The organism is Nannocystis bainbridge, assembly GCF_028368995.1.
GTDB classification, from domain to species: domain Bacteria; phylum Myxococcota_A; class Polyangia; order Nannocystales; family Nannocystaceae; genus Nannocystis; species Nannocystis bainbridge.
In genome coordinates this window covers 1,308,207-1,330,937 of sequence record NZ_JAQNDL010000001.1, presented here as the reverse complement: position 1 = coordinate 1,330,937, position 22,731 = coordinate 1,308,207, and the positions used below count along the sequence as shown (strand labels likewise).

General features: G+C 72.2%; 23 protein-coding genes. 9 read left to right on the top strand and 14 right to left on the bottom strand.

Features of this window, described 5'->3' with window-relative positions; genetic code table 11:
* Window positions 1–40 precede the first annotated feature (40 nt).
* From POL25_RS05265 to POL25_RS05255, 3 genes are all read left to right on the top strand, one after another.
* Entirely contained in the window at window positions 41–703 is a 663-nt protein-coding gene (locus POL25_RS05265; protein WP_272084734.1) for a hypothetical protein, read from the top strand.
* Window positions 704–723: 20 nt separating this feature from the next.
* Window positions 724–1,953 carry a DUF4215 domain-containing protein gene (locus tag POL25_RS05260; protein WP_272084733.1) on the top strand — a complete coding sequence of 410 codons (1,230 nt, stop codon included), beginning with the start codon at window positions 724–726 and terminating at the stop codon, window positions 1,951–1,953.
* Window positions 1,954–2,095: 142 nt separating this feature from the next.
* A complete protein-coding gene (locus POL25_RS05255; protein ID WP_272084732.1) occupies window positions 2,096–2,752 on the top strand; it encodes a glycerophosphodiester phosphodiesterase in 657 nt (218 codons plus the stop codon).
* 58 nt (window positions 2,753–2,810) lie between these two features.
* On the opposite strand, the gene POL25_RS05250 is transcribed toward POL25_RS05255, so the two are convergent.
* Window positions 2,811–3,587 (bottom strand): hypothetical protein, encoded by a 777-nt coding sequence (locus POL25_RS05250; RefSeq protein WP_272084731.1) that lies wholly within the window; start codon window positions 3,585–3,587, stop codon window positions 2,811–2,813.
* Between the two features lie 201 nt (window positions 3,588–3,788).
* Here POL25_RS05250 and POL25_RS05245 point away from each other — a divergent pair, with 201 nt between their 5' ends.
* Together POL25_RS05245 and POL25_RS05240 are read left to right on the top strand one after the other, a co-directional pair.
* Window positions 3,789–5,105: a radical SAM/SPASM domain-containing protein gene (locus POL25_RS05245; protein ID WP_272084730.1), complete on the top strand. Its 1,317-nt coding sequence runs from the start codon at window positions 3,789–3,791 to the stop codon at window positions 5,103–5,105.
* A 146-nt stretch (window positions 5,106–5,251) separates the two neighbouring features.
* Window positions 5,252–5,953 (top strand): hypothetical protein, encoded by a 702-nt coding sequence (locus tag POL25_RS05240; RefSeq protein ID WP_272084729.1) that lies wholly within the window; start codon window positions 5,252–5,254, stop codon window positions 5,951–5,953.
* Between the two features lie 200 nt (window positions 5,954–6,153).
* Here the strand turns inward: POL25_RS05240 and POL25_RS05235 are convergent, their stop codons facing one another.
* Window positions 6,154–7,644, bottom strand: coding sequence for a TIGR00366 family protein (locus tag POL25_RS05235; RefSeq protein ID WP_272084728.1), 1,491 nt, complete (start codon window positions 7,642–7,644; stop codon window positions 6,154–6,156).
* A gap of 96 nt (window positions 7,645–7,740) precedes the next feature.
* Between POL25_RS05235 and POL25_RS05230 the strand changes: the two genes are divergently transcribed.
* Entirely contained in the window at window positions 7,741–8,169 is a 429-nt protein-coding gene (locus tag POL25_RS05230) for a hypothetical protein (RefSeq protein ID WP_272084727.1), read from the top strand.
* A 145-nt stretch (window positions 8,170–8,314) separates the two neighbouring features.
* Here POL25_RS05230 and POL25_RS05225 read toward each other — a convergent pair whose 3' ends face one another.
* Both POL25_RS05225 and POL25_RS05220 read right to left on the bottom strand, forming a co-directional pair.
* Window positions 8,315–8,995: a DUF2293 domain-containing protein gene (locus POL25_RS05225; RefSeq protein WP_272084726.1), complete on the bottom strand. Its 681-nt coding sequence runs from the start codon at window positions 8,993–8,995 to the stop codon at window positions 8,315–8,317.
* Between the two features lie 287 nt (window positions 8,996–9,282).
* On the bottom strand, window positions 9,283–9,720 hold the full coding sequence (locus POL25_RS05220; RefSeq protein WP_272084725.1) for an acyl-CoA thioesterase: 438 nt from the start codon (window positions 9,718–9,720) through the stop codon (window positions 9,283–9,285).
* A gap of 22 nt (window positions 9,721–9,742) precedes the next feature.
* Here POL25_RS05220 and POL25_RS05215 point away from each other — a divergent pair, with 22 nt between their 5' ends.
* On the top strand, window positions 9,743–10,534 hold the full coding sequence (locus POL25_RS05215; protein WP_272084724.1) for an enoyl-CoA hydratase/isomerase family protein: 792 nt from the start codon (window positions 9,743–9,745) through the stop codon (window positions 10,532–10,534).
* Between the two features lie 116 nt (window positions 10,535–10,650).
* On the opposite strand, the gene POL25_RS05210 is transcribed toward POL25_RS05215, so the two are convergent.
* From POL25_RS05210 to POL25_RS05165, 10 genes are all read right to left on the bottom strand, one after another.
* Window positions 10,651–10,851: a helix-turn-helix domain-containing protein gene (locus tag POL25_RS05210; RefSeq protein ID WP_272084723.1), complete on the bottom strand. Its 201-nt coding sequence runs from the start codon at window positions 10,849–10,851 to the stop codon at window positions 10,651–10,653.
* 85 nt (window positions 10,852–10,936) lie between these two features.
* A complete protein-coding gene (locus POL25_RS05205; RefSeq protein ID WP_272084722.1) occupies window positions 10,937–12,196 on the bottom strand; it encodes a M24 family metallopeptidase in 1,260 nt (419 codons plus the stop codon).
* Between the two features lie 658 nt (window positions 12,197–12,854).
* Window positions 12,855–13,199 carry a 2Fe-2S iron-sulfur cluster-binding protein gene (locus POL25_RS05200; protein ID WP_272084721.1) on the bottom strand — a complete coding sequence of 115 codons (345 nt, stop codon included), beginning with the start codon at window positions 13,197–13,199 and terminating at the stop codon, window positions 12,855–12,857.
* A gap of 7 nt (window positions 13,200–13,206) precedes the next feature.
* The gene (gene hscA / locus POL25_RS05195) at window positions 13,207–15,240 is read right to left on the bottom strand and encodes a Fe-S protein assembly chaperone HscA (protein ID WP_272084720.1); all 2,034 of its coding nucleotides are present in this window, start codon (window positions 15,238–15,240) and stop codon (window positions 13,207–13,209) included.
* A complete protein-coding gene (hscB, locus tag POL25_RS05190; RefSeq protein ID WP_272084719.1) occupies window positions 15,237–15,749 on the bottom strand; it encodes a Fe-S protein assembly co-chaperone HscB in 513 nt (170 codons plus the stop codon). Before hscB ends, hscA begins: the two co-directional genes overlap by 4 nt.
* A 102-nt stretch (window positions 15,750–15,851) precedes the next feature.
* Window positions 15,852–16,184, bottom strand: a complete 333-nt coding sequence (locus tag POL25_RS05185) for a HesB/IscA family protein (protein WP_272084718.1) — start codon at window positions 16,182–16,184, stop codon at window positions 15,852–15,854.
* Window positions 16,185–16,189: 5 nt separating this feature from the next.
* Complete coding sequence (gene iscU, locus POL25_RS05180) at window positions 16,190–16,600, bottom strand: Fe-S cluster assembly scaffold IscU (RefSeq protein WP_272084717.1); 411 nt, start codon at window positions 16,598–16,600, stop codon at window positions 16,190–16,192.
* Between the two features lie 67 nt (window positions 16,601–16,667).
* Complete coding sequence (locus POL25_RS05175) at window positions 16,668–17,885, bottom strand: IscS subfamily cysteine desulfurase (protein ID WP_272087237.1); 1,218 nt, start codon at window positions 17,883–17,885, stop codon at window positions 16,668–16,670.
* A 5-nt stretch (window positions 17,886–17,890) separates the two neighbouring features.
* Window positions 17,891–18,637 (bottom strand): MerR family transcriptional regulator, encoded by a 747-nt coding sequence (locus tag POL25_RS05170; protein ID WP_272084716.1) that lies wholly within the window; start codon window positions 18,635–18,637, stop codon window positions 17,891–17,893.
* A gap of 257 nt (window positions 18,638–18,894) precedes the next feature.
* Window positions 18,895–21,012, bottom strand: coding sequence for a hypothetical protein (locus POL25_RS05165; RefSeq protein ID WP_272084715.1), 2,118 nt, complete (start codon window positions 21,010–21,012; stop codon window positions 18,895–18,897).
* A 117-nt stretch (window positions 21,013–21,129) separates the two neighbouring features.
* Between POL25_RS05165 and POL25_RS05160 the strand changes: the two genes are divergently transcribed.
* Window positions 21,130–22,233, top strand: coding sequence for a hypothetical protein (locus POL25_RS05160; protein ID WP_272084714.1), 1,104 nt, complete (start codon window positions 21,130–21,132; stop codon window positions 22,231–22,233).
* Between the two features lie 33 nt (window positions 22,234–22,266).
* The gene (locus tag POL25_RS05155) at window positions 22,267–22,680 is read left to right on the top strand and encodes a rhodanese-like domain-containing protein (protein ID WP_272084713.1); all 414 of its coding nucleotides are present in this window, start codon (window positions 22,267–22,269) and stop codon (window positions 22,678–22,680) included.
* The last annotated feature ends 51 nt before the right edge of the window (window positions 22,681–22,731 follow it).

Below are 22,731 nucleotides of genomic sequence, written 5' to 3'. Positions count from 1 at the left end.
GGGGTGCAAGCGGCGAGGAAGGATGCTATTGCCGGGACGGATGGTCGCTTCGGTCGTCGCGTCGGCGCTGGCGCTCGTGGTCGCCGTCTCGCCCCAGGTCCCGGCCGGCCAGGCGCCGCGCCGCGGCCCCGCGGCCCCGACCCCGGAGGTGCGGCTGTCGCCGGACGCGCGGCTGGGGCTCGGACTCGGGCTCGGGCTCACCGGCGGGCTGACGCTGGGGACGGGGATCGGCCTCGTCTTGCGCGACCGTCATGTCTATCGCGTGTTCACGCCGGCGCCCGACAACGCCGCGTACGTGTCCGCCGTCAACGCGACCCACACCGGCACGGCGATGATCGGCGCGGGGCTCGGGCTCGGGGCGAGTGCGCTCACCGCGGGGCTCGGAGCCCGCGACCGGGCGCTGTGGGGCGAGCTCGCGGGCGGGGGGACGCTCGCCATCGTCGGGGTGGCGTGGTACGTCACCGAGTGGCAGCGCGTGCAGAAGATGCTCCACGACGGCGGCAAGAGTGACGCGGCGCTCGACCTCTCGCCGCTGCGGCGCGAGGGGGCGGCGGCGATGTTCCTCGGCGCCGGAGTCGGCCTGGCCTTCGGGGCAGGTGTGGCGCTGCTGACCCGTTACCTCCTGGCCCGCCGGCAGCTCCGCCCGGGCCGCGCCACGCTCACCGGCGCCCCGTTCGGCGCCGGCCTCGTGGCCCGCTTCTGACCCGCTGCTTCCGACTCGCCATGGCCGCCGCGTCCCGAGCCCTCCTCCCTGGTCTCTTCGCCGCCGCTGCGCTGGCGACGGTGCCCGCCTGTCACTCGTCCGGCTGCCGCGAGGGCGACTTCGCCTGCGCGGCGCTGGCCGACACCGCGACCACCGGCGATCCGGGCACGACGACGACCGAGGCGACGACGACCTCGACCCCGCCGCTGACGACTTCGAGCGAGCCGACGGTCACGACCGAAGTGCCGCCGGTGTGCGGCGACGGGGTGGTGGCCGGCGACGAGCAGTGCGACGACGGCAACGACGACGAGCTCGACGCCTGCAAGTCGGACTGCACGCCGACGACCTGCGGCGACGGGGTGCTCCAGGCCGGCGAGGCGTGCGACGACGGCAACGACGACGACACCGACGCGTGCGTCGGCGCGTGTCAGCACGCCCGCTGTGGCGACGGCTTCGTCCGCGCCGAGCTCGAGCAGTGCGACGCCGGCCCGGCCAACGACGACGAGGCCTACGAGGGCTGCACCACCGCGTGCGAGCCGGGGCCCCGCTGCGGCGACGCGATCATCAACGGCGAAGAGGACTGCGACGACAACAACACCGACGAGACCGACGGCTGCATGTCGTCGTGCGTCGAGGCCAGGAGCTGCCTGCAGGTCAAGACGCTGGTGCCGCGCGCCAGCACCGGCAAATACCGTCTGTGGCCCGAGGCGCTCGGCGGCGAGACCAGCGTCGAGGCGTGGTGCGACATGGACAGCGACGGCGGCGGCTACACGTTCCTCAAGGTCGACAGCGAGTTCGGCCTCGAGAGCGACAAGGGCGCCAAGAAGGCCGAGGAGGTGTGCAAGAAGTACGGCATGCACCTGCTCGTCACGCGCACGCCGGCGCACGTGAAGTCGTCGTACGAGGTCGCGACCACCAGCAACATCGCCCCGGTCGGCGGCGGCTCGGTGGCGGCGAACGTCGACTACCTGGCGATCCTCGCCATCTATCCCACGGCGGTCGGGGCCACCTGCGAGATGAAGGCGCTCAACTCGAACGACTGCCCCGGCTGGCGCGCCGGCGACGACCAACCCTACTGGGTCCGCGACACTCCCTACGCCGATCAGCCCGACGAGGACCACTGCGCCGGCTGCTCGATGATCTACAAGTGGAACCCGGACGGCACCGCCAAGAGCTACGCGACCGTGAGCTTCGGCGAGGGCGCGAGCAGCTACCGCTTCCTCTGCGACGTCGGCGACAAGCACCCATGAGCTGCGGCCCTGCGGCTCCGCGGCCCTGCGGCTCCGCGGCCCCGCGGCCCCGCGGCCGCCCGGCCGATCGCCGTGAGTCGACGCGCCGGCGAGAGCGGACGAGGACTACAGCCCGCGCGCGAGTCGTGCCATAACCCGGGCCATGTTGATCCTCGCGCACCGCGGCGCCAGCGATGCTCACCTCGAGAACACGCTGCCCGCGTTTCTCCACGCGCTGGAGCGCGGCGCCGACGGCGTCGAGCTCGACGTGCAGCTGTCCCGCGACGGCGAGGTGGTGGTGTTCCACGACCCGGACCTGATCCGCCTGGCGGGCCGCCAGCAGCGGATCGAGCACACGACGTGGGACGAGCTGGCGCAGGTGCAGCTGCACCGCAACCAGCGGATCTCGCGGCTGGGCGACCTGCTGGCGGTGTGGCCGACCGACCGCTGGCTGAACGTCGAGCTCAAGGCCGGCGGCCCGGCGGTGGCGCAGAAGACGGTGGCCCTGCTGGCCGGCCGCCCGAAGGTGATCCTGTCGAGCTTCGACCCGCGCCTGCTGCTGGCCGCCCGCGCGTCGGGCAGCGCCTACGAGCACGCGCTGCTGCTCGCGGCCCAGAGCCCGCCGTTCCTCCACGTCGGCGGCGCCCAGGCGTTCGGCTGCGGCGCCGTGCACCTCGACCACCGCCTCACCACCGCCGCCACCGTGGCCCGCTACCGGGCCCAGGGACTGGTGGTCGGGGTGTGGACCGTCAACAGCCTGCTGCGCAAGCAAGAGGTCGCCGCCTGGGGCGTCGACCGCATCATTACCGACTGTCCGTGAGGACATGTCGCCGGAGGCATGTCCCATGGGGCATGCCCTCGTGGACATGCCCTGAAGGTCATGTCTCGGCCGGGGCCGGCGGCTCGGCGTAGAGCGCCTCGGGCGGGGCCGGCCGCTCGCTGTAGAGCGCCTCGGCCAGGTGCAGCGGGAACTCGCGCACCGACAGCAGGTGGCGGGCGGCCGCGAGCGGGCTGCGGGGCAGCTTGCTGAAGTAGCGCATGGCCCGGGGCAGCTCGCCGAAGGTCCGCTCGAGCACCCGGAAGTGGGCGTCGCCGAGGATGTTCTCGCGGACCAGCGAGGCGCTCGTCGGCTGGCGGCGCCGGAACTCGCGCACGTGGTCGAGCAGGCGGGCGTGGTACTCCGGGTCCTCGACGGTGGCGAGCAGCGAGGCGGCGCGCGGGTGGGTGCCGCCGAGGATCGCCAGGATCTGCTCCTCCATCGCGTGCAGGCCGTCGGGGAACGAGTCGAGCAGCTGCAGGTCGTAGTCGGGGTTGGCGTGCACGACCTGGAGGACGTGGCCGATGATGGTGTCGCGCCCGCTGTTGAAGCCCGTGGGATCGATGAGCGACGAGGGGTCGTCGAGGAAGCGCAGCAGGGTGTGAAAATAGAAGTTGATGCCCTTCGACCGGTAATAGTCGGCCGCGCATGGCACGATGAAGAACCGCATCATGTCGATCGCGCCGAGCATTCGCTGGATCCGCGTCGGGATCTCGTCGACCCACCCCAGCTCCTTGAGGCGCTGCAGCCTCGGCATCACCTGCCGCTCGTCGCCGTAGCTGCGCAGCGCCAGCGCCAGGCCGAGCAGCTTGCGCCGCCGCGTGGGCCCGTCGCCCATCGCCCTGCGCAGGAGGGTGAAGGGGGGCTCTCGAAGACGGGAAGTCGTCGTCGCAGGTCGCGGAGAGGTCTCGGGTGCGGGCATGTTGCTCCCTGGAACGTGAGGGCGGGGCGGCGGGTGTGCAAGACTGTTCGCAGCGCGGCGAGCCGATTTGGATCACACGCGAAAGAGCGGCGCCGGGACCGTGTTAGCGTGGCCCTGGTGAAGCTCCGTGAGGCGCGCCGGCGCTTGCCGGTGGTGGAGTCGCTGCCGCCGGGTCGCGGCCGCCGCGTGCTGCCGCCGCCGCGGGGCGCGGTCCAGCGGCCAGCGCTGGCGGTGTGGGAGTTCACGCGCGCCTGCGACCAGCGCTGTCAGGCGTGCGGCCCTCGCGCCGGGACCGCGCGGCCGGACGAGCTGACGACCGACGAGGCGCTGCGCCTGGTCGACGAGCTGGCCGAGCTCGGTGTCGGCGAGGTGGCGCTGATCGGCGGCGAGGCCTACCTGCGCGCAGATGTCCTTTGGGTCATCCGGCGCATCCGCGAGCGCGGCATGAGCTGCTCGCTGACCACCGGCGGGCTCGGGCTGACCCAGACCCGCGCCGACGCCCTGGTGGAGGCCGGGCTGCAGCTGGTGTCGGTGTCGATCGACGGGCTCGAGGCCAGCCACGACACGCTGCGTGGGACGCCGGGCGGGTGGCGCCGCTGCTTCGAGGCGCTGGCGCACAGCCGCAAGGCGGGGGCGCGCATCGCCGCCAACACGCAGATCAACCGGCTGACCTGGCGCGAGCTGCTGCCGCTCGGCGAGCTGCTGGCCGACGCCGGGGCCGAGGTGTGGCAGATGTTCTTGACGATGCCGCACGGCAACGCGGCCGACCACCCCGAGCTGCTGCTGCAACCATTCGAACTGCTCGAGCTGTTCCCCATGCTCGACCGCGTGATCGCCCGCTGCGCGGCCCGCAAGCTGCGGTTCTGGCCGGGCAACAACCTCGGCTACTTCGGCCCGCTCGAGGGCAAGCTGCGCCGCCTGCAGCAGGAGGACGGGCATTACAAGGGCTGCTCGGCGGGGCGCACCGGGCTCGGGATCGAGGCCGACGGGACCATCAAGTCGTGCCCGAGCGTCGGCGGTGCGGTCAACGCCGGCGGCAACTGGCGCGACCACGGGCTGCGCGCGCTGTGGGAGCGGGCGCCGGAGATCCGCTACGTCGAGCAGCGCGGCCTCGATTCGCTGTGGGGCTATTGCCGCGAGTGCTATTACGCCGACACTTGCATGGGCGGCTGCACGGCGATGAGCGAGCCGCTGCTCGGGCGCCCGGGCAACAACCCCTATTGCCATCACCGCGCGCTCGAGATGGATCGGATGGGCCTACGCGAGCGCGTCGAGCAGGTCGCGGGCGCCGACGATCAGGCGTTCGCCCACGGGCTGTTCCGCGTGGTGCGTGAGCCGAAGGCTGCCGGCGCGGGGCCGGTGACGATCGAGGGGCCGCGCTGCGGGCGAGAGGTGGCGTTCTTCGGCCCGGGCACGCCGCTCGGCGAGCTATGACGGCGATCGCTCGCGGCTCGACGCGGGGCGAAGGACGAGCTCGATCGGGGCATTCGGCGGCTCGAGAATTCGTGTGAGGGCGACGGCGCTCGCGGCCCCGGCCCCGTGAGTTGCCCGCAAGCGGCGGCGGCGGTAGCGTGAGGGTGATGAAGCCCTGCTCCGGCTGTGCCCGCCATCTCCGCATCGCCGAGTCCGTGTGCCCGTTCTGCGGGACTCATCTGGCCGAAGGGACAGCCCCGGGCGGGTGGGGCTGGGCGGTCGGGCTGGCGCTGCTCGGGGCGGCCTGCGGGACCGACAAGGGCGACAGCGAGTCGGGCGACGCGACCACCGAAGTGACAGGCTCGACGTCCTCGACGACCGAGGGGACGACGCTGACGAGCGCGCCGACGTCGAGCGGGACGATCGGCGGGACCGGGACGAGCAGCGGCAGCGAGGGCGGCGAGACGAGCACGACCGAGTGCGTGAGCTGCAGCAGCTCGAGCGAGGGCGGGGCGTTCATCTACGCGGCGCCCGACATGGGCGTGCAGCTCGACTGCGATCCGTGGGTGCAGGACTGCCCCGACGGTCAGAAGTGCGCGCCCGTCGGCGACGACGGGACATTGACGGCGATCGCGTGCGTGCCGGCGGCCAATCCGGGCGCGGCGGTCGGTGAGGCGTGCACGGTCCAGGACCAGCCGCACAGCGGGCTCGACGACTGCGCGAAGGGCCTGGTGTGCTTCGAGGTCGACGCGGGGACGCTCACCGGGATGTGCGCGGCCCTGTGCACGGGCTCGCCCGACGCGCCGGTGTGCGCGGAGGGGACGACGTGCAAGGAAGTGATCGGCGATCTGGTGTCGCTGTGCCTGTGAGGCCGGCGGTGTGAGAGAGCATGTCTGAAAGGGCATGCTCGAAGAGACATGTTTTAAGGGGCATGCTCGAAGGGACATTTCTGGCGACTCGCGGACTGCGAGTCCCCGCGAGGCGGGGCCGTGGATCACAGCGAAGCAGCGACGAGGATGCGGCGACTGGCGAGGCCCACAGCGGGAGGCGCCGGAATCACGCCCTGCGGTCACAGCGAGGCGAGGAACAGGCAGGCGGCGATCCACAGGCCGCCGGCGAGCAGCCACAGGGTGCAGTAACCGATGATGTCGCGCGCGCGCACGCCGGTGATCGCCAGCAGCGGGACGGCCCAGAACGGCTGCAGCATGTTGGTCCACTGGTCGCCGTAGGCGATCGCCAGCATCGCGTGGGTCGGGTCGACGCCGCGCTCGAGCGCCGCGCTCATGACGATCGGCCCCTGCACGGCCCACTGGCCGCCGCCCGAGGGGATGAAGAGGTTGAGGAAGCCGGCCGAGACGAAGGTGAGGGTGGTGAAGACGCGCGGGTCGGCGGCCGCGAACGCGCCGGCGAGCGCCGCGGCCAGGCCGGTGCCCTTCATGACGCCCATGATGCCGCCGTAGAGCGGGAACAGCAGCAGGATGCCGGCGGAGGCCCGGGCTCCGCCGTCGCAGGCGCGCACGAAGGCGTCGGGGCGGCCGTGCAGGACCAGGGCGAGCACCCACAGCGCGAGGTTGATGGCGTTGAGGTCGAGCGCCGGGCCGGCGGTGTCGCCGAGCGCAAATACCAGCGCGGCCGCGGCCGGCAGCGCCAGCGCCCACACGACCAGCGGCGAGCGCTCGAGCCAGTCGAGACCGCTCACGGGCGGGGCGGCGGGAGCCCGCGGGCCGGACGGGGCGGGCAGAGCGCTGGTGGCTCCGGTCGAGGGGGCGCCCGTGGTCGAAGGGGCATGTTCCTCGGGACATGTCCCTTCAACAATGTCGAGGAGGACATGTCCCGGGGGCGGGGCGGGCTGCGGGTCGGGGTCGGCGCCGGCGGCCGGGGTGAGGGCCATGAACACGAGCGGGGCCAGCAGCCACAGGCCGCCGGTGACGGCGAGGTTGAGGCCGCCGAGCAGACTGGCGTCGAGGCCGATCGGGCCGACGCGAGCGGCGAGCTCGGGGCCGAGGACCTCGGTGAGGTCGGCGAGGGTGGTGGCCTTGAGCGGGGCGGTGCCGGACAGGCCGCCGTGCCACACCATCATGCCGGCGTAGCCGGCGGCGCACAGGAGCGGGTAGTGCACGGCGAGGCCGCGACGGCGCGCCTCGTCGCCGGCGGTGCGGGCGAACATGGCGCCGCAGACGAGGCCGAGCGACCAGTTGAAGAGGCAGAGGGTGCAGGAGCCAAAGGCGACCAGGCCGACGAGGCCGCGCGGGCCGCTGGCCCGACGGGCGAGGGCTTCGAGGCCGCGCCGCACGGGCGGGGCGGCGGCGAGGGCGGTGCCGAGGGTCAGCATGAGCGCCATCTGGCCGGCGAAGGCCAGCAGCGACCACAGGCCGCCGCTGGCGCTCCACAGGCGGAGGACGGGGACGAGGCCGCCGGCGCCGTCACCGAGGGCGACGAGGCCGGCGACGAGGGTGACGAGCGTCATGGCGACGGCGACGACGAAGGGATCGGGGGTGAAGCGCCCGAAGCCGCGACGCACGGCGAACCCGAGGCGGACGAAGGGCGAGGGGCGGGTCACCACCGACGATGGTAGCCGCGCGCGGCGAGAAAATGCGAGCGGCAGGGACTTCGAGAAGAGCGACGATGCCGACTCGCGGGGTGCTAGGCTGCGATCGTGCTGCCGCCGCCGCCGCTGCTGCAGGTGCTGCTCGACGCGGGCCGCTGGCCTCGCACCCGCGAGGAGGTGCTGAGCCAGCAGCGAGCGCCGTGGGCCAAGTTGGCGCGGATCCAGGCGCTCGCGCCCGAGGAGGACGGGCTCTGTCTGGCGCGACCGCCGTTCACGACGGTCCGGGCGGCGATGTCGAAGTACCCGAGCTTTTGGCGCGACCCCATGGCCGACCCGGATGGCATCGATCCGGACCTCGCGCTGATCGTCGGCGACTTCGGGCCCGGCTCCGACGCGCCGATCGTGCTCGACTATCGCTTCGATGCCGTCCAGCCGCAGGTGCTGCGGCTGCGGTGGTCCCGGAGCGAGGGCAACCGCTGGATCGTGGCGGCGCCCGTCTTCGCGGCGTTCGTGGCGGCGCTCGGGTTGACGGAGTGAGGGCGGGGACCGCACGTCACGCGCTGGGCGGCCGGGAGCTCGACGGCGGGAGTCCAGGCATTCGCGTACCTGGCCCGGAGAGCATGGCCTCGGCGCCATGTTCAAAGGGACATGCGCTTTGGGGCATGTCCCGAAGCGCAGGCGGTCACGCGGGCGCGGCGGCGGCCTGGCACAGCGGGCAGGCGCGGGCGGTGTGGGCCTCGTCGCGGCGGTGGAGGTCGAGCACGGCGCGAGAGATGTCGGCGAGCTCGCGGCGGACCTCGCGGCGGGCGCCCTTGACCCGGGCGATCTGCATGTCGTCGTAGCCGGTGGTCTGGTGGCGCATCCAGGCGATGACGGCGGCGCGGGCCCGTTCCTCGACGGGGATCCGCTCGGTGCGGGCGACGGTGCCGCTGCCGACCGGGGTGGCGTGGGCGGCGACGCGGGCGGCGACGGTGCGGGCGAGCGTGTCCCAGAGCGGAGCGAAGCGCAGGAACTCGAGCACGGACTGCTCGAAGGTGACGACGTAGGCGGCCTGGGTCCGCTCGCGGCGAGCGACGTCGGCGGCGCGCTTCTTGGCGTGGGCCTCGGTCGAGCGCTCGGCGTCGAGGGTGACCCGCAGCGATTCGATGGTGGCGGCGGGGGCCCACAGGCCGCGCGAGAACAGCTTGCGGCCCTTCTTCTCGACGACGGCCCACGACGGGCCGGCCAGCTTGACGCGGCGGGTCAGGGCGGCGTCGCCAGGCGGCAGGCAAGTCCAGCCCGGGGGTGGTGAGAGGCGGCGGCCGTCAGGCGCGAGGAACACCTGCGGGTCGGCGGTCGGGGCGAGGGTCAGCGACTCGCTCATCGTGCGGCGGACTGTGCCAAGCGGCGCGCGGCCTGTCGAGCGGGAGGATGTTCGACGAGCCCGCAGCGTCGCGGCGGTGAGGCCGCGAGGGCGGCGAAACGCAAAGATCGACGTCGACCGCCGACCACGCTGACCGACGACCAGGCCGACCAAGCCGTCGCTACGGAGCGCGGCTGCTCCCCCGATGACATCGTGGCGGCTCCCGTGCCAACGACGCCCCGCCCGTCGAGCCGAGCGACGGTTGCTCGGTCACGCGTCGGCCGTGTCGTCGACGCGACCCGACAGCGTCACGAGGCGACGAGCAGCGGCTCGATGCGGGCGCGCAGGTCGGCCGGCAGCTCGACGGGGCGGCGGAAGGTCGGGCGGCTCGGGTCGAGGTCCATGACGACCGAAACCGTGGTGCCGGTGAGGCGGACGGGCGAGTCGGGGACGCCGTGGGTGCGCACGCGGTAGGCGAAGCGGATCGAGGTGCGGCCGAGGCCGATGACGCGTTGCTCGACCGCGATCTCGTCGCCAAAGGCGCATGGAATGGCGAAGTCGGCCTCGGTGTGGACGGCGGGGAAGCCGAGGCCGCGGCCGCGGATCATCTCGGCGTACGGCAGGCCCAGCACCTCACCGAACCACGTCTCCATCGCCTCGTGGAAGAAGTGGAAGAAGCGCGGGAAGTAGACGATGCCTGCGGGATCGCAGTCGCCGAAGCCGACGCGGACGCGGTGAACGTGCACAGGATCGGGTATAAGCCCGGGCATGCCTCACGTCGAATACCACGCCGAGGGCGGCGTCGCCCAGCTCACGATCAACGTCCCGCCCGCCAACTGCTACTCGTACGCGATGATGCAGGACCTCGACGCGGCGATCCTGCGCGCCCGCTTCGACGCGGAGGCGCACGTGATCGTGATCGTCGGCGCGGGCGAGAAGTTCTTCTGCGCGGGCGCCGACATCCGCATGCTCAAGGGCGCCGACCCGACGTTCAAGTACAACTTCTGCCTGCACGCCAACGAGACGATCGGGCGGCTCGAGCAGACGCCGAAGCTGGTCATCGCGGCGCTCAACGGCCACTGCGTCGGCGGCGGCCTCGAGATCGCGCTGGCCGCCGACCTCCGGATCGCCCGCCGCGGCGCCGGTCAGTGCGGGCTGCCCGAGGTGGCGCTCGGGGTGCTGCCCGGCACCGGCGGCACGCAGCGACTGACGCGGCTGATCGGCAAGTCGGCGGCGATCGAGATGATGGCCGAGGGCCGGACGATGGACTTCGACGAGGCGCTCAAGCTCGGCATCGTCAACAAGGTGTTCGACGCCCCGAGCGCGGCGGACTTCGTCGGCCAGGTCCGCGAGTACGCCAAGCGGTTCGTGCCGCCGGCCAAGGCGTCGATGGCGGTCGGCCTGCTCAAGCGCGCGTGTCAGACGGGCGGCGAGCTCAGCCTGCTCGACGGGCTGGCGCTCGAGCGCGAGCTGCAGCAGCGGCTGTTCCAGAGCAGCGACGCGACCGAGGGGTTGGTGGCGTACGTGGAGAAGCGGACGCCGAACTTCACCGGGCGCTGACACGGTCCGCGCGCGCGGGCGCCCCCGTCCGCGCGCTCGTCGATCGCGGAGCGTCAGCGTCGGTGCTCACCTGGCCCAAGAGCCATGTCACCCGCGCCGCCGCTCCGCCGTAATTCCTAGGTCGTGGGCTCGGGACGGCTGCCGCGCGCGGGCGGCCACTCGATGCCGAGCTTGATGATCCGTCGCTTCAACGCGTGACGGGTGATGCCCAGCAGGTCCGCAGCGCCGACGATGTTACCGGCGGTGTTGAGCGCCTCGGAGCACAGACGCCGCTCCGCGGTCTCGAGGTTCAGGTCTTCAAGGATGAGCTGCGGCAATTTCCTTCTCCGGTGTGTCAGGGCCTATACCACCCCGACCTGCGGCCATGGGAGATCAAGGACGCGCACGCGGAGCGGAGGCTCGTCACCCGAACGGCGCTTCGATCGAACCGGCCCGCGGGCCGAATACCTCGGGCTCCCCGTCGGTGATGGCGACGATGTCCTCGAGGCGGACTCCGAGTTCACCAACCAAGTAGACACCTGGCTCGTCGGACATGGTCATGCCCGGTCGCAGCAGGTAGCGATTGCCGCGCACGAGGTAGGGGTCCTCGTGGGTCTGAAGGCCGATGCCGTGGCCGAGTCGATGCGTGAAGTTGCCGTAGTCGGCGGCGTAACCGGCCGCAGCGATCGCCGCGCGCGCCGCGGCGTCGGCGGCGTCGCACGGACGACCCGGACGCAGCTCGGCCAGCGCCGCCGTCTGGGCCCGATGCACCGCCTGCCACGCGCGTGCCTGCGCCGAAGAGACAGGTCCGAAAGGCCATGTTCGCGTGACGTCCGATTGGTAGCCGTGGAGCGAGCCGCCGGCGTCGACGAGCACGAGCTCGCCGCGAACGAGCCGCTTCTCGCCCTGGGTGCCGTGTGGGAAGGAGGCGTTGGCGCCGAACAGCGCGAGCACCCACGTGTCCGCGAGGCCAGCTGCGGTCTGGGCGGCATGCACGAGCTCGGCGAGTTGTCCTTCGGACATGCCCTCGGAGACATGCGCGGAAACGGCCTTGAGCGCGGCCTTGCTCGCCTCGTTGGCGCGCCGCAGGAGCGCGAGTTCGCTCGCGCTCTTGATCATGCGACAGCCGCGGAGCACGTCGGTGGCCGGAGCGATCTCGACCTCGCAGGCCGCGCGCGCCCCGTCGACGATGAACTGACGGATCCAAGGGTCGACGCCGAGCTTGCCGCGCTCGACCCCGGCGGCCCGCAGCGCCTCGGCGAGCTTGCTGAACGGTGATTCGTGCTCGTGCCACAGGTGCTGGGCGAGGCCGTCGCCGGCCCGCTCCGCGAGGGTGCGCGACTCGAAGGCGGGGGCGACGAGGGCCGCAGCTCCGCGCGCCGGCAATAGATAGAGCATGGGCCGCTCGCTCCGCCCCCAGCGGATGCCGGCGAAGTAGGTGAGGGAGTCACCTGGCTCGAAGAGCATGGCCGAAAGGCCATGTTCTTGCATCAGCGCCTGGGCCCGCTCGCGCCGGCGCGCCCGCTCGTCGTCGCCTATCGGAGCGAGGCCGTCGCAGAAGCCGGCGAGCGCGGCGAAGCGCGAGTCGACGACGGGAACGCCGGCGGGCGAGCCGGGAGCGCGGCGACATGACCCAAGAGACAGGGCAGCGAGCGTGCCGGTGACAAAGGCGCGACGGTGCACGCGGCGACTATAGCCCCCACACCGCAGGCGCGCGCGGCGACGCGAAGGTGAGGCCGCGTGTTCCTCAACAGATCACGCACGTGGCCCATGCTCGCCAGACCTCGCGGACGCTGCGGGCGGCAACACCGCTCTTGTCCCCAAACAACGGGGCCCGATTAGCGCCCCAAATGTGACGCACAGATGGCGGCACGCCGCCCGCAGCGCACGCGAGACGCTGTTCAAGAGGATGTGGCGGCGGGCTCGCCGAGATCGTCGGCCGCTCACGAGAGCGGCTCGGGCAAGTCGACACAGGAGCCGACGCTCCGATGCGACGTCGCGTTCGTAGCGAACGATGATTCGGAGCTCGCTGGACGGGATCAGCTGTTCCGGATCGGGCGTGACAGCGCCGACCTCGAGCGGGCCGCCAGTCGGTTGCGCCGTTGTCCCGCGAACCGACGGGCAGGACGTGGCAGCGCCGGCTTCGTGCTGAAGCGCTACTCGGTTGCGCCGATGAGCCGCGACCCGGACAGGTCGTGGCAGCGCCGACTGCTAGCTGGGTCGCTACTCGGTTGCGCCGATGACTCGCGGCGCACGACCCGAAGGTGCGCTAGCGGGCATGCTCTTTTCGCCATGTCCCGAAGGACATGGCCTCACGAGCATGTCCCTTACAGCAGGACGCTCAGGGCTTGCGCGCCTGGGGGTGCTCGTCGTACCAGGTGCGGATCGACTCTTGCGTGAGCTCGACGACGAGGTCGGCCTTGCCGATCTTGACCTGGCAGCCGAGGCGGCTGTAGGGGCGGACGTCGAAGCCCATGTCGAGGCGGTCGCTCTCGGCGTCGGACATCTCGGGCAGGGTCGGGAGGCCCTGGCGGACGTAGCAGTGGCACGACGAGCAGGCGCACACGCCTCCGCAGGCGGAGCCCATCATGATGTCGTGGCGCTCGGCGAGATCGAGCAGGGTCTCGTCGGGCTCGGCCTCGACGACCTTGGTGCCATGGGGGCCGATGAAGGTGACGGTCGGCATGCGATTCTCAGGGCTCTTCGGGTTCGAGCAGCTCGGGGGAGTGGCCGGCGCGCTTCTCTTGCAGCGCCTCTTCGTCGGCCAGCGCGCGCTCGATGTCGTGGAGGCTCTTGCCGGCCATGCCGGCGTTGAGGGCCCGCTCCATGCGGCGGCGGGCGAACGGCTCGCTGATCTTCTCGAGCGCAGTGCGGGCGCGGTTCAGCGGCTCGGCGACGGCGTCGGGGTCGGCCATGGCGGCGTCGGCGGCGGCCAGCGCGGCCTCGAGGCGGACGCGCTCGTCGTCGGGCAGCAGGTCGCGCAGGTGGCCGACCTCGGTGACGGCGGTGCGCAGGGCCAGGACGACGCGGCCGAGCTCGACGCGCGCCTCGGCGGCGTTGCGGCGGGCGTAGTCGTCGCCGGCGTGGTCGAGGCTGTCCATGACGAGGCGGTCGACCTCCTCCTCGGACAGGCCGTAGGTCGGCTTGACCTCGACCGACTGGCGCACGCCGGTCATCAGCTCGCGCGCCGAGACGGTGAGCAGGGCGTCGGCGTCGAGCTGGAAGGTGACCTCGACGCGGGCCATCGACGGCGGCAGCCGCGGGATGCCCTTGAGGTCGAAGCGGGCCAGGCTGCGGCAGTCGCGGGCCAGCTCGCGCTCGCCCTGGACCGCGTGGATGACCATGCCGGTCTGGTGCTCGGCGTAGTTGGTGAACACCTGGCGCGCGGCGATCGGGATGGTCGCGTTGCGCGGGATGATCTTCTCGACGATGCCGCCCATCGTCTCGAGGCCGAGCGAGAGCGGGACGACGTCGAGCAGGGTGACGCCCTCGCGCGCCGAGCCGCTGAGGATGTCGGCCTGGATCGCCGCGCCCCAGGCGACGACCTCGTCGGGGTCGATGTCGGCCAGCGGCGGGCGCTTGAAGGTTTCGGCCACCAGCTCGCGGACCTTCGGCACCCGCGTCGAGCCGCCGACGAGGACCACGCCGTCGAGCTCGGGGGCCCGCAGGCCGGCGTCCTTGAGCGCCTGGCGGCAGGCGCGGAGGGTCCGCTGGGCCAACGGCTCGATCAGCGCGTCGAACTCGGCGCGCGTGACCTCGAGCTCGGGCAGGCCGGGCAGGGCGACGCGCGTGGCTGTCTCTTCGGTCAGGCGCTCCTTGGCCGCGCGGGCAGCCAGGCGGGCGGCGTCGAGCTGGTTGGGCGAGGGCTCGGAAGAACCTGCCTTTTGGAGCAGGTGAGCCGCGAGCGCGCGGTCGAAGTCGTCGCCGCCGAGGGCGCTGTCGCCCCCGGTCGCCAGGACCTGGAACACGCCCTTGTGAAGGCGCAGGATCGAGACGTCGAAGGTGCCGCCGCCGAGGTCGTAGACGGCGAACAGGCCCTCGCCGCCGCGGTCGAGGCCGTAGGCGAGCGCGGCCGCGGTCGGTTCGGCGAGCAGGCGGTAGACCTGCAGGCCGGCGATGCGCCCGGCGTCGCGGGTGGCCTGGCGCTGGGCGTCGTCGAAGTAGGCCGGCACCGTGATCACGGCGCCGTCGCACGGCTCGCCCAGCTCGGCCTCGGCGCGCAGCTTGAGCTCGCGCAAGATCGCCGCCGACACCTCCGTCGGGGTGACGCGGCGCGAGCTGGCCGAAAGGCCAGGTGCGTCCTGCGAGCCGGGAAGCGAGCCGACCTGCGAGCCGGGAGGCGAGCCTACACAAATGCGCAGGAGACCGGGTGTCTCTTCGGACAGGTGATACGGGTGGGCGAAGTTGATGTCGGCGAGGCCGCGGCCCATCAGCCGCTTGACGCTGCTCAGCACCTGGCTCGGGTGCTCCGCCTGCAGCGCCTGGGCGGCGCGGCCGACCAGCGGGGGATCGGCGGTGTAGGCGACCACCGAGGGGACCAGGCCGCTGCCCGCGCTGTCGCGGAGGACCCGCGGGGCGGCGCCGTGGGGGGCGAGCGCGACCAGGCTGTTGGTAGTGCCGAGGTCGATGCCGATCCCGCGGCCAGGACGGCGTGGGGCGCGGCGCGAGTCGGTCGGCTCGGCGATCTGGAACAGCGCGCCGGTGTCGTGGATGGAGACGCTGGTCATGGGGCGCTGCTGTCGGTCTCGTCGAGGAAGCGCTGGAAGTAGCGGCGCGCGACCAGCTGCTCGGCGGCGCGGCGGACCTCGCCGGCGTCGAGGGCCGCGACCGCGGCGTCGAGGGCGGCGTCGCTGCGGGCCTCGACGTCGTCGCGCACGGCGGCGACGCCGGCCGGGCCGCCGTCTTCGAGGCGCTCGCGCAGGTCGATCATCTCGAGCAGGAACGCCTGGGTCGGGTGCGGCGCGCCGCGCTCGGCGTCGGTGCTGTCGAGGTCGATGCCGCCGAGCTTGACCAGCGCCTCGGCGCGCAGGGCCGGGTCGCGCAAGGTCCGGTAGGCGGCGTTGATGGCGCTGGCGCGCTCGACCGCGGCGCGGCGGGCCGCGGTGCCCTCGCCGACGACGTTGTCGGGGTGGGCTGCCCGCGACAGCTCGAGGTAACGCTGCTCGATCGCCTCGCGCGCGGCGGCGTGCCGGCGCGGCAGGTCGAACAGGGCGAATGGGTCGGTGTCGACGGACATGGCCGGGGGGAGATCGTAAGGACAGGTCCGAAGGGACAGGCTCGATCGGGCAGGTCCGAAGGGACAGGTCGCTCAGGAGAGGCGGGGGCAGGGCAGCCGCGGTCAGAACGAGATCGACTCGCCGCAGCCGCACGCGTCCTTGGTGTTCGGGTTCTTGAACTTGAACCCGTGGCCGCGCATGCCGGTCTCGAAGTCGACCTCGGTGCCGTCGAGGTAGAACAGGCTCTTGGGGTCGACGACGACGCGCACGCCGTCCTGCTCGACGACCAGGTCGTTGGCCCGCGGCGGCTTGTCCTCGAACTCGAACAGGTACGAGTAGCCGGTGCAGCCGCCGCCGCGGATACCGAGGCGGATCGCCGCCTGCGGGGTGCCGCGGCGGGCCAGCTGGTCGCGCATGATCTTGGCGGCGCGCGAGGTGACGGTGAGGCTCGGCATGGCGGTCAGTGCTGGGGCTCGTCTTCGCCGGCGGGCGCGCCGCCCTGCTTCTGCTGGAAGTCGCGGATGGCGGCCTTGATCGCGTCCTCGGCGAGGACCGAGCAGTGGATCTTGACCGGCGGGAGCGACAGCTCCTCGGCGATCTGGCTGTTCTTGATCTGCATGGCCTGGTCGACGCTCATGCCCTTGACCCACTCGGTGACCAGGCTCGAGCTGGCGATGGCGGAGCCGCAGCCGTAGGTCTTGAACTTGGCGTCGGTGATGACGCCGTTCTCGACCTTGATCTGCAGCTTCATCACGTCGCCGCAGGCGGGGGCGCCGACGATGCCGGTGCCGACGGTGGCGTCGCCCTTGTCGAGGCTGCCGACGTTGCGCGGGTGCTCGTAGTGCTCGATGACTTTGTTGCTGTATGCCATGGCGGTTGTCTCGGGCCCGGGGCTCTCGTGCCGGGTAGTGATTGGGGCCGGCGGCCCCGGAAGTCAATCAGTGCGGGGTCCACTCGATGGTGCGGAGGTCGACGCCCTCCTGGACCATCTCCCACAGCGGGGACATGTCGCGCAGGCGGGCGACCTCGCGCCCGATGAGGTCGGCGACGAAGTCGAGTTCCTCACGGGTGGTGAACCGGCCCATCGTGATGCGCAGGCTCGAGTGCGCCATCTCGTCGTCGAGGCCCATGGCTTTCAGGACGTAGCTCGGCTCCAGGCTGGCCGAGGTGCAGGCCGAGCCCGAGGAGACTGCGATGTCCTTGAGTCCCATGAGCAGGCTCTCGCCCTCGACGTAGGCGAAGCTGATGTTGAGGGTTCCGGGCAGGCGATGCTCGAGCGAACCGTTGACGATCGCGTGCGGGATCTCCGTGACCAGGCGCCGGCGCAGGTGCTCGCGCAGCTCGAACAGGCGGGCCGACTCGCTGGCCAGCTCCTCGCGCGCCAGCTTGGCCGCGTAGCCGAAGCCGACGATGCCCGGGACGTTGAGGGTGCCCGAGCGGGTGCCGCGCTCGTGGCCGCCGCCGTGGATCTGCGGGGCGATCCGGACGCGCGGCTTGCGGCGACGGATGTACAGGGCGCCGACGCCCTTGGGCCCGTAGAGCTTGTGGGCGCTGAGGCTGGCGAGGTCGATGTTCATGGCCTCGACGTCGACCGGGATCTTGCCGAACGCCTGCACGGCGTCGGTGTGGAACAGCACCCCCGCCGCGCGGCAGGCGGCGCCGATCTCGGTGATCGGCTGGATCACGCCGGTCTCGTTGTTGGCGAACATCAGCGAGACGATCGCGGTGTCGGGCCGCAGGGCCGCCGCGACCTGCTCCGGGGTGATCCGGCCGTCGATCGCGACCTGCAAGTAAGTGACCTCGCAGCCGTGACGCTCGAGGTGCTTGCAGGTGTCGAGGACCGCCTTGTGCTCGGTGACGGCGGTGACGATGTGCTTCTTGCCGGTCTCGGCCAGGTACTCGACGACGCCCTTGATCGCCAGGTTGTTGGACTCGGTGGCGCCGCTCGTGAAGGTGATCTCCTTCGGGTCGGCGTTGAGCGAGGTGGCGATCTCGCGGCGCGCGGCCTCGACGGCCTCCTCCGCCTGCCAGCCGAACACGTGGGTGCGGCTGGCGGCGTTGCCGTAGCGGTCGCTGAAATACGGCAACATGGCCTCGAGGACACGTGGGTCCACGGGGCACGTGGCGGCGTAGTCGAGGTAGATCGGGCGCTTGATGTCGGTCATGGGAAGGTGCCCTCGGGCTCGTTGGCGGCGGCGGCGCGCCCGTCGGGGCGGGCGGCGAATTCGGCGGGGCGAGCGGCCAGCTCGGGCCCGGATGTCCTCGGGGACAGGTCGGGCGCGGATGTCCGCAGGGACAGGTCGGATGTCCTGGGGGACAGGTCGGCGAGGCGGCCGCCGGCGGCCGACTCGATCGCGCAGGCCCGCGCGCCGGGCTCGACGCCCGGCTTGCGGTGGATGCCGACCACCAGCGACGGGGTCGGCTCGTCGCTGCGGCGCTCGCTGATGCAGTTGGTGCAGGCGTCCGGCTTGGCAGGCTCCTGGCAGAGGCGACAACCCTCGAGGTAGGCGAGACTCTCGGACAGGTCGCGCTCGAGCTGCAAGAGCCGGGTGACCTGAGCCCGCGTGTCGTCGAGCTTGCCGCGGAACAGCTCGCGCACGCTGTTCATCGCCTCGGGGGCGGTCTGCGAGGCGGCCACCGTGCCCAGGAGGCTCTGGATCTGCGGCAAGCTGAAGCCGATGTCCTGGAGCTTGGTGATCCAGTAGACCCGGGCGACCTCGTCGGGCCCGTAGAGGCGGAAACCGCCCTCGGTCCGCGCGCTCGGGACGAGCAGGCCCATCTCCTCGTAAAGGTGCAGGGCCCGCGGGGTCTTGCCGGTCTTGCGCGCGAGCTCGCCGATCTTGATCCGGCCGGGGCGGGTGACCCCGGCGGTCGCCGCGAGCGTGGGCTTGGCTTCACTGATGCTCATGAGACCCTCAACCTGTGCCGTCGTGCGGAGGAAAGTATCTCTTACGTACACGTAAGAGTTGAGGCGGTGGTCAAAAACTGACACGCGGCCGAGCCGCTGTCAACCGCCGTTCCGCGCGAGGAAACGCGATGGAAAAGGCCAAGGGCGACCGCGGAATGGCCGGGGCCGGTCCGCGATCGCCCGAGGTCGAGGGCATCAATCGTACGTGCACGTGCGAGTCGGAGCGATTTTCGCTCGGAGTCGCGCGCGCCTCGCCGTCACTTCTCGATGCCGACGCGCTTCGGCGGCACCCGCGGCTCGACCTTCGTGGTGTCGATCTTGATCCCGCCGGTCTTCGGGGTCTCGGTCTTCGGAGTCTCGGTCTTCGGAGTCTCGGTCTTCGGGGTCTCGGTCTTCGGGGTCTCGGTCTTCGGAGTCTCGGTCTTCGGAGTCTCGGTCTTCGGAGTCTCGGTCTTCGGAGTCTCGGTCTTCGGAGTCTCGGTCTTGGCCGGCTCGGTCTTCTCGGGCTTCGGGGGCTCGGCCACCGGGGCCTCGACCACCACCGGCGGCGGCGGGGCGTCGACGGACGAGCGGAAGAAGGCGGCCATGCCACCGGCGGCGAGCAGCAGGGCCGGGGCCGAGCCGCCGACCAGCGCGCCGGCGCCACCCTGGCCAGCGCGGGTCTGGTAGGCGGCGAGCCGCGGCGAGCTCGGGTACTTGGTGGCGAGGTCGGCGAAGGCCTTGACGGGGTCGGCGCTGGCGGCCGCGGCGAGGGCTTCCTTGCCCTCGTCGTCGGTGGTGTTGCCGATCGACTGCAGGGCGAAGTGGATCACGCCGGTGTTGGCGTGCTCGCTGATCCACACGGTGGTGCTCGACAGCGAGGCGACCACGCCCAGGGCCGAGCGGGCGTTCGCGGAGGAGTAGCCGGGGACGGTGGCGAGGGCGCTGTCGAGGAGCTTGAGCAGAGCGGGGCTCTGCAGGCCGTCGAGCGGGACGTGGCCGACGAAGCCGACCTCGCCGGCGCGCAGGGAGGCGGCCAGGGCGGGCGGCAGGGCGGCGATGGTGGCGTCGCTGCTGGCGGCGGCCTTGATCAGGCCGACCTTGCTGGCGTCGGCGCCGACGACCGCGGCGAGGGTGCCCTCGGCCGGGAACACCCAGGCGTCGAGCGACAGGCCGAGCTGGTCGGCCAGGGTCTTGGCCTGCGGGACGCCGCTGGCGCCGAAGTGCAGGGCCTTGACCTTGACGGCCCCGACTTCGACGTTCTCGGCCTTGAAGGAGACCTTGCTGCCGGGGACGTCGGGGATCGGCTTGTTGTGGATCGCCGGGCCGCCGAACGCGACCGCGAGGTCGGCCAGCGGGGCCAGGGTGCTGGTGTCGCTGAAGCCGAAGCGGGCCTGCAGGGCCGCCGGGTCGGCGCTGCCGCCGAACAGGACCTCGCCGGTAAAGGCGCTGACGGTGGCGCTGAACGGCGGGGGGATGTCGTTCATGCCCTTCTTCTTGAGCTCGTCGAGGTCGAGCTTCATCCACATGAAGCCGGTGCCGGCGGGGGCGAACTTCAAGAGGTCGGCGGGGCCGGGGGCGAGGGTGGTGACGAGCTCGCGGGCGTCCGGCGGGGCGCTGAGGTGGAAGGTCGCGCCGCCGGCCGGCTTGTCGAGGCCGAAGTGGACGTCGCCGTCGGTGACGTAGCCGAACAGGGCCAGGTCATCGAGCGCCACCGCGGGCAGGGCGGCGCCCAGGCGGGTGCGCGCGGCCTTGCCGTCGCCGGGCTTGTAGGTGGCGAGGGTGGCCTGGTCCTTGGCGCAGGTGACGTAGCCGGGGCGAGCGGCGGTCGGCTGACACTCGATGGTGGCGGCGTCGGGGATCTTCAGGGCGGCGAGCAGGCCCTTGGCGGCCTCGCCGCTGCTGGCGGAGAAGGTGATGACGGTGTCGTCGTCGCTCAGCGAGGTGCTGGTGACGACGATGCCGCGCGCGAGGTCGGTGCCGGACTTGGCGAGCGCCTCCTTGGCGTCGGCGACGCCGTGCTTGAAAAGGGCGAAGCTCTCGGTCAGCCGCGAAAGATCGGTGGGCGAAGTGGCGCCGACGAGGGTGGTGAGCGGCTGCTCGAAGGTGCTCGCGGTGGTCTCGGCCAGCGAGAGGAGCGCGTCCGGAGCCTTGAAAATGACGTACGAGGCCGCGCCGTCGTGGACGAGGCCGAGCAGCTCGTCGACCGACGCCGGCCCGGTCGGAGCCGGCGGCGCGGCCACCGCCGGAGCGGGCGGCGCCTTGGCGTCCACGACCTCGGTGTTGCTGTCGGCGGCCTTCTCTTCGCCTCCCCTGCTGAGCGCGGAGTTGACTTGATTGCACGCGACGAGCAGCACCAGCGTGCTCAGAGGGAGGGCGAAGCGGGGGTTCGACATGCGGCGGAGGATAGCGAAAACCGGGGTGGGTGTGTGACATGCAGGGCGCGATCTCGCACCCGGCGAATGCGGCGCCCGACCGTGCGACGCACGACCGGGCGTGCGATGCTCCGCGCCGTGCTTCGCCCCTACTCGACCGGCTTTCTCATGGCTTTCGTGGCCGCCTGCGGCGATCCAGGCCCTTCGCGCCTGCAACAGCGAGAGGGCGGCGCGGCGCCCGAAAAGCCCGTGGCGGAGGTCCAGAAGCCCGTGGGGGCCGAGAGCCCCGCGGCGCCCGGAGCGACCGATCCAGGCCAGCCGACGAGCCCGCCGCCGCCGTCCGAGCAGGCGGAGATCCGCCTGGCCCTTCGGGAAGGTTCGAACTACCGGGTGACGACGATCGGCAACGTGCGCTTCGGCTCGCTCGTGCAGCCGACCGGGTTCGCCCGCGAGGAGCGGCTGAGCCTCAAGGACTGCGAGGGCGAGGGCTTCACCCGCGCGTGCACGCTCGAGCACCGCTACGTGAACTTCGAGGCCGAGCCGCCGGGCGGCAAGTTCCTCACCACCGACGAGGACGCGGTCAAGCAGCTGGTGACGAGCCACAAGGTGCTGGCGACCGGCGATCGCCCGGGGGCGACGACGGTCACCGGCCCCAAGGCGCAAGCCGAGAGCAAGCCGGGGCTGGCGCTGGCCGACGCCCACCGGCTGTTCTGCATCCGCTTCCCGGACCAGGCGATCGGGGTCGGGGCCAAGTGGCGCTCGAAGTGCCAGATGCGCACCGGCGGGGTGATCGACACCCGCGACGTGCTGTGGGAGCTGAAGAAGCTCGAGCGGGACCCGGACACGGGCCTGCGCGCGGAGGTGGCGTACATCGGCGAGTACACGTCGCCGGGCGCCAAGACGCCGCTCGAAGGCGTGGTCCGCGGGACGCTGCTGTTCTTCGTCGACTCGGGCGAGCCGCACCTGCTGCGCGAGGAGTTCACGACCCAGACCGACAAGGCCAGCACGTACGTGACGCACACGACGCTGGCGTATCAGTTCGCCAAGCTGGTGCCGGGCCCCGACGGCAAGGAGGTGGCGGTGCGCACCGACGGCAAGCCGTTCCCGGAGACGCCGACGATCAACCAGCAGCCGGCCGGCGAGGCGACGCCGGCGACCGGCGAGGCGAAGGAGCCGGCGAAGCGCGAGAATGCTGGCAAAGCCGCGGCCGAGCCCGCGAAGGCCGAGCCGGCCGGGGGTTGAAGGCGCGGCCCGGCCGGGCTACGAAGGTCGGACATGCCGATCCAGCGCCTCAGCACGCCCGAAGCGATCGCCAAGGTCGCGTCCTCGGGCGACCTCGTGCACATCGATGTCCGCAGCATCCCCGAGTTCGAGGCCGGCCACGCGCCGAACGCCTACAACATCCCGCTGATGCACATGGGCGCCGGCGGGATGGTGCCGAACCCGGACTTCGCCGCCGAGGTCCAGGCCCATTTTAATAATAAGGACCAGGAGATCCTGGTGTCGTGCAAGGCAGGCGGCCGCTCGGCCCGCGCGGCGGCGGTGCTCGAGGGCCTCGGCTATACGCGCCTGCTCGACCAGGTCGGCGGCTGGAGCGGCGGCAACGGCGACGGCGGGTGGGCCGCCGGCGGCGGGCCGTCGACGACGGCGACGCTGCCCGGCCACGACCACGCGTCGCTCAAGCGCTAGCGCCCAGGGCGCCGGGCCGCGTGCAGTCGCTCAAGCGCGAGCGACCAGGCG

Coding starts and splice junctions, on each gene's coding strand:
- POL25_RS05260 (WP_272084733.1), top strand. CDS start 724: ATGGCCGCCGCGTCCCGAGCCCTCCTCCCTGGTCTCTTCGCCGCCGCT.
- iscU (WP_272084717.1), bottom strand. CDS start 16,600: ATGGCATACAGCAACAAAGTCATCGAGCACTACGAGCACCCGCGCAAC.
- POL25_RS05165 (WP_272084715.1), bottom strand. CDS start 21,012: ATGTCGAACCCCCGCTTCGCCCTCCCTCTGAGCACGCTGGTGCTGCTC.
- hscA (WP_272084720.1), bottom strand. CDS start 15,240: ATGACCAGCGTCTCCATCCACGACACCGGCGCGCTGTTCCAGATCGCC.
- POL25_RS05225 (WP_272084726.1), bottom strand. CDS start 8,995: ATGAGCGAGTCGCTGACCCTCGCCCCGACCGCCGACCCGCAGGTGTTC.
- hscB (WP_272084719.1), bottom strand. CDS start 15,749: ATGTCCGTCGACACCGACCCATTCGCCCTGTTCGACCTGCCGCGCCGG.
- POL25_RS05240 (WP_272084729.1), top strand. CDS start 5,252: ATGAAGCCCTGCTCCGGCTGTGCCCGCCATCTCCGCATCGCCGAGTCC.
- POL25_RS05155 (WP_272084713.1), top strand. CDS start 22,267: ATGCCGATCCAGCGCCTCAGCACGCCCGAAGCGATCGCCAAGGTCGCG.
- POL25_RS05185 (WP_272084718.1), bottom strand. CDS start 16,184: ATGCCGAGCCTCACCGTCACCTCGCGCGCCGCCAAGATCATGCGCGAC.
- POL25_RS05255 (WP_272084732.1), top strand. CDS start 2,096: ATGTTGATCCTCGCGCACCGCGGCGCCAGCGATGCTCACCTCGAGAAC.
- POL25_RS05215 (WP_272084724.1), top strand. CDS start 9,743: ATGCCTCACGTCGAATACCACGCCGAGGGCGGCGTCGCCCAGCTCACG.
- POL25_RS05265 (WP_272084734.1), top strand. CDS start 41: ATGGTCGCTTCGGTCGTCGCGTCGGCGCTGGCGCTCGTGGTCGCCGTC.
- POL25_RS05250 (WP_272084731.1), bottom strand. CDS start 3,587: ATGGGCGACGGGCCCACGCGGCGGCGCAAGCTGCTCGGCCTGGCGCTG.
- POL25_RS05170 (WP_272084716.1), bottom strand. CDS start 18,637: ATGAGCATCAGTGAAGCCAAGCCCACGCTCGCGGCGACCGCCGGGGTC.
- POL25_RS05200 (WP_272084721.1), bottom strand. CDS start 13,199: ATGCCGACCGTCACCTTCATCGGCCCCCATGGCACCAAGGTCGTCGAG.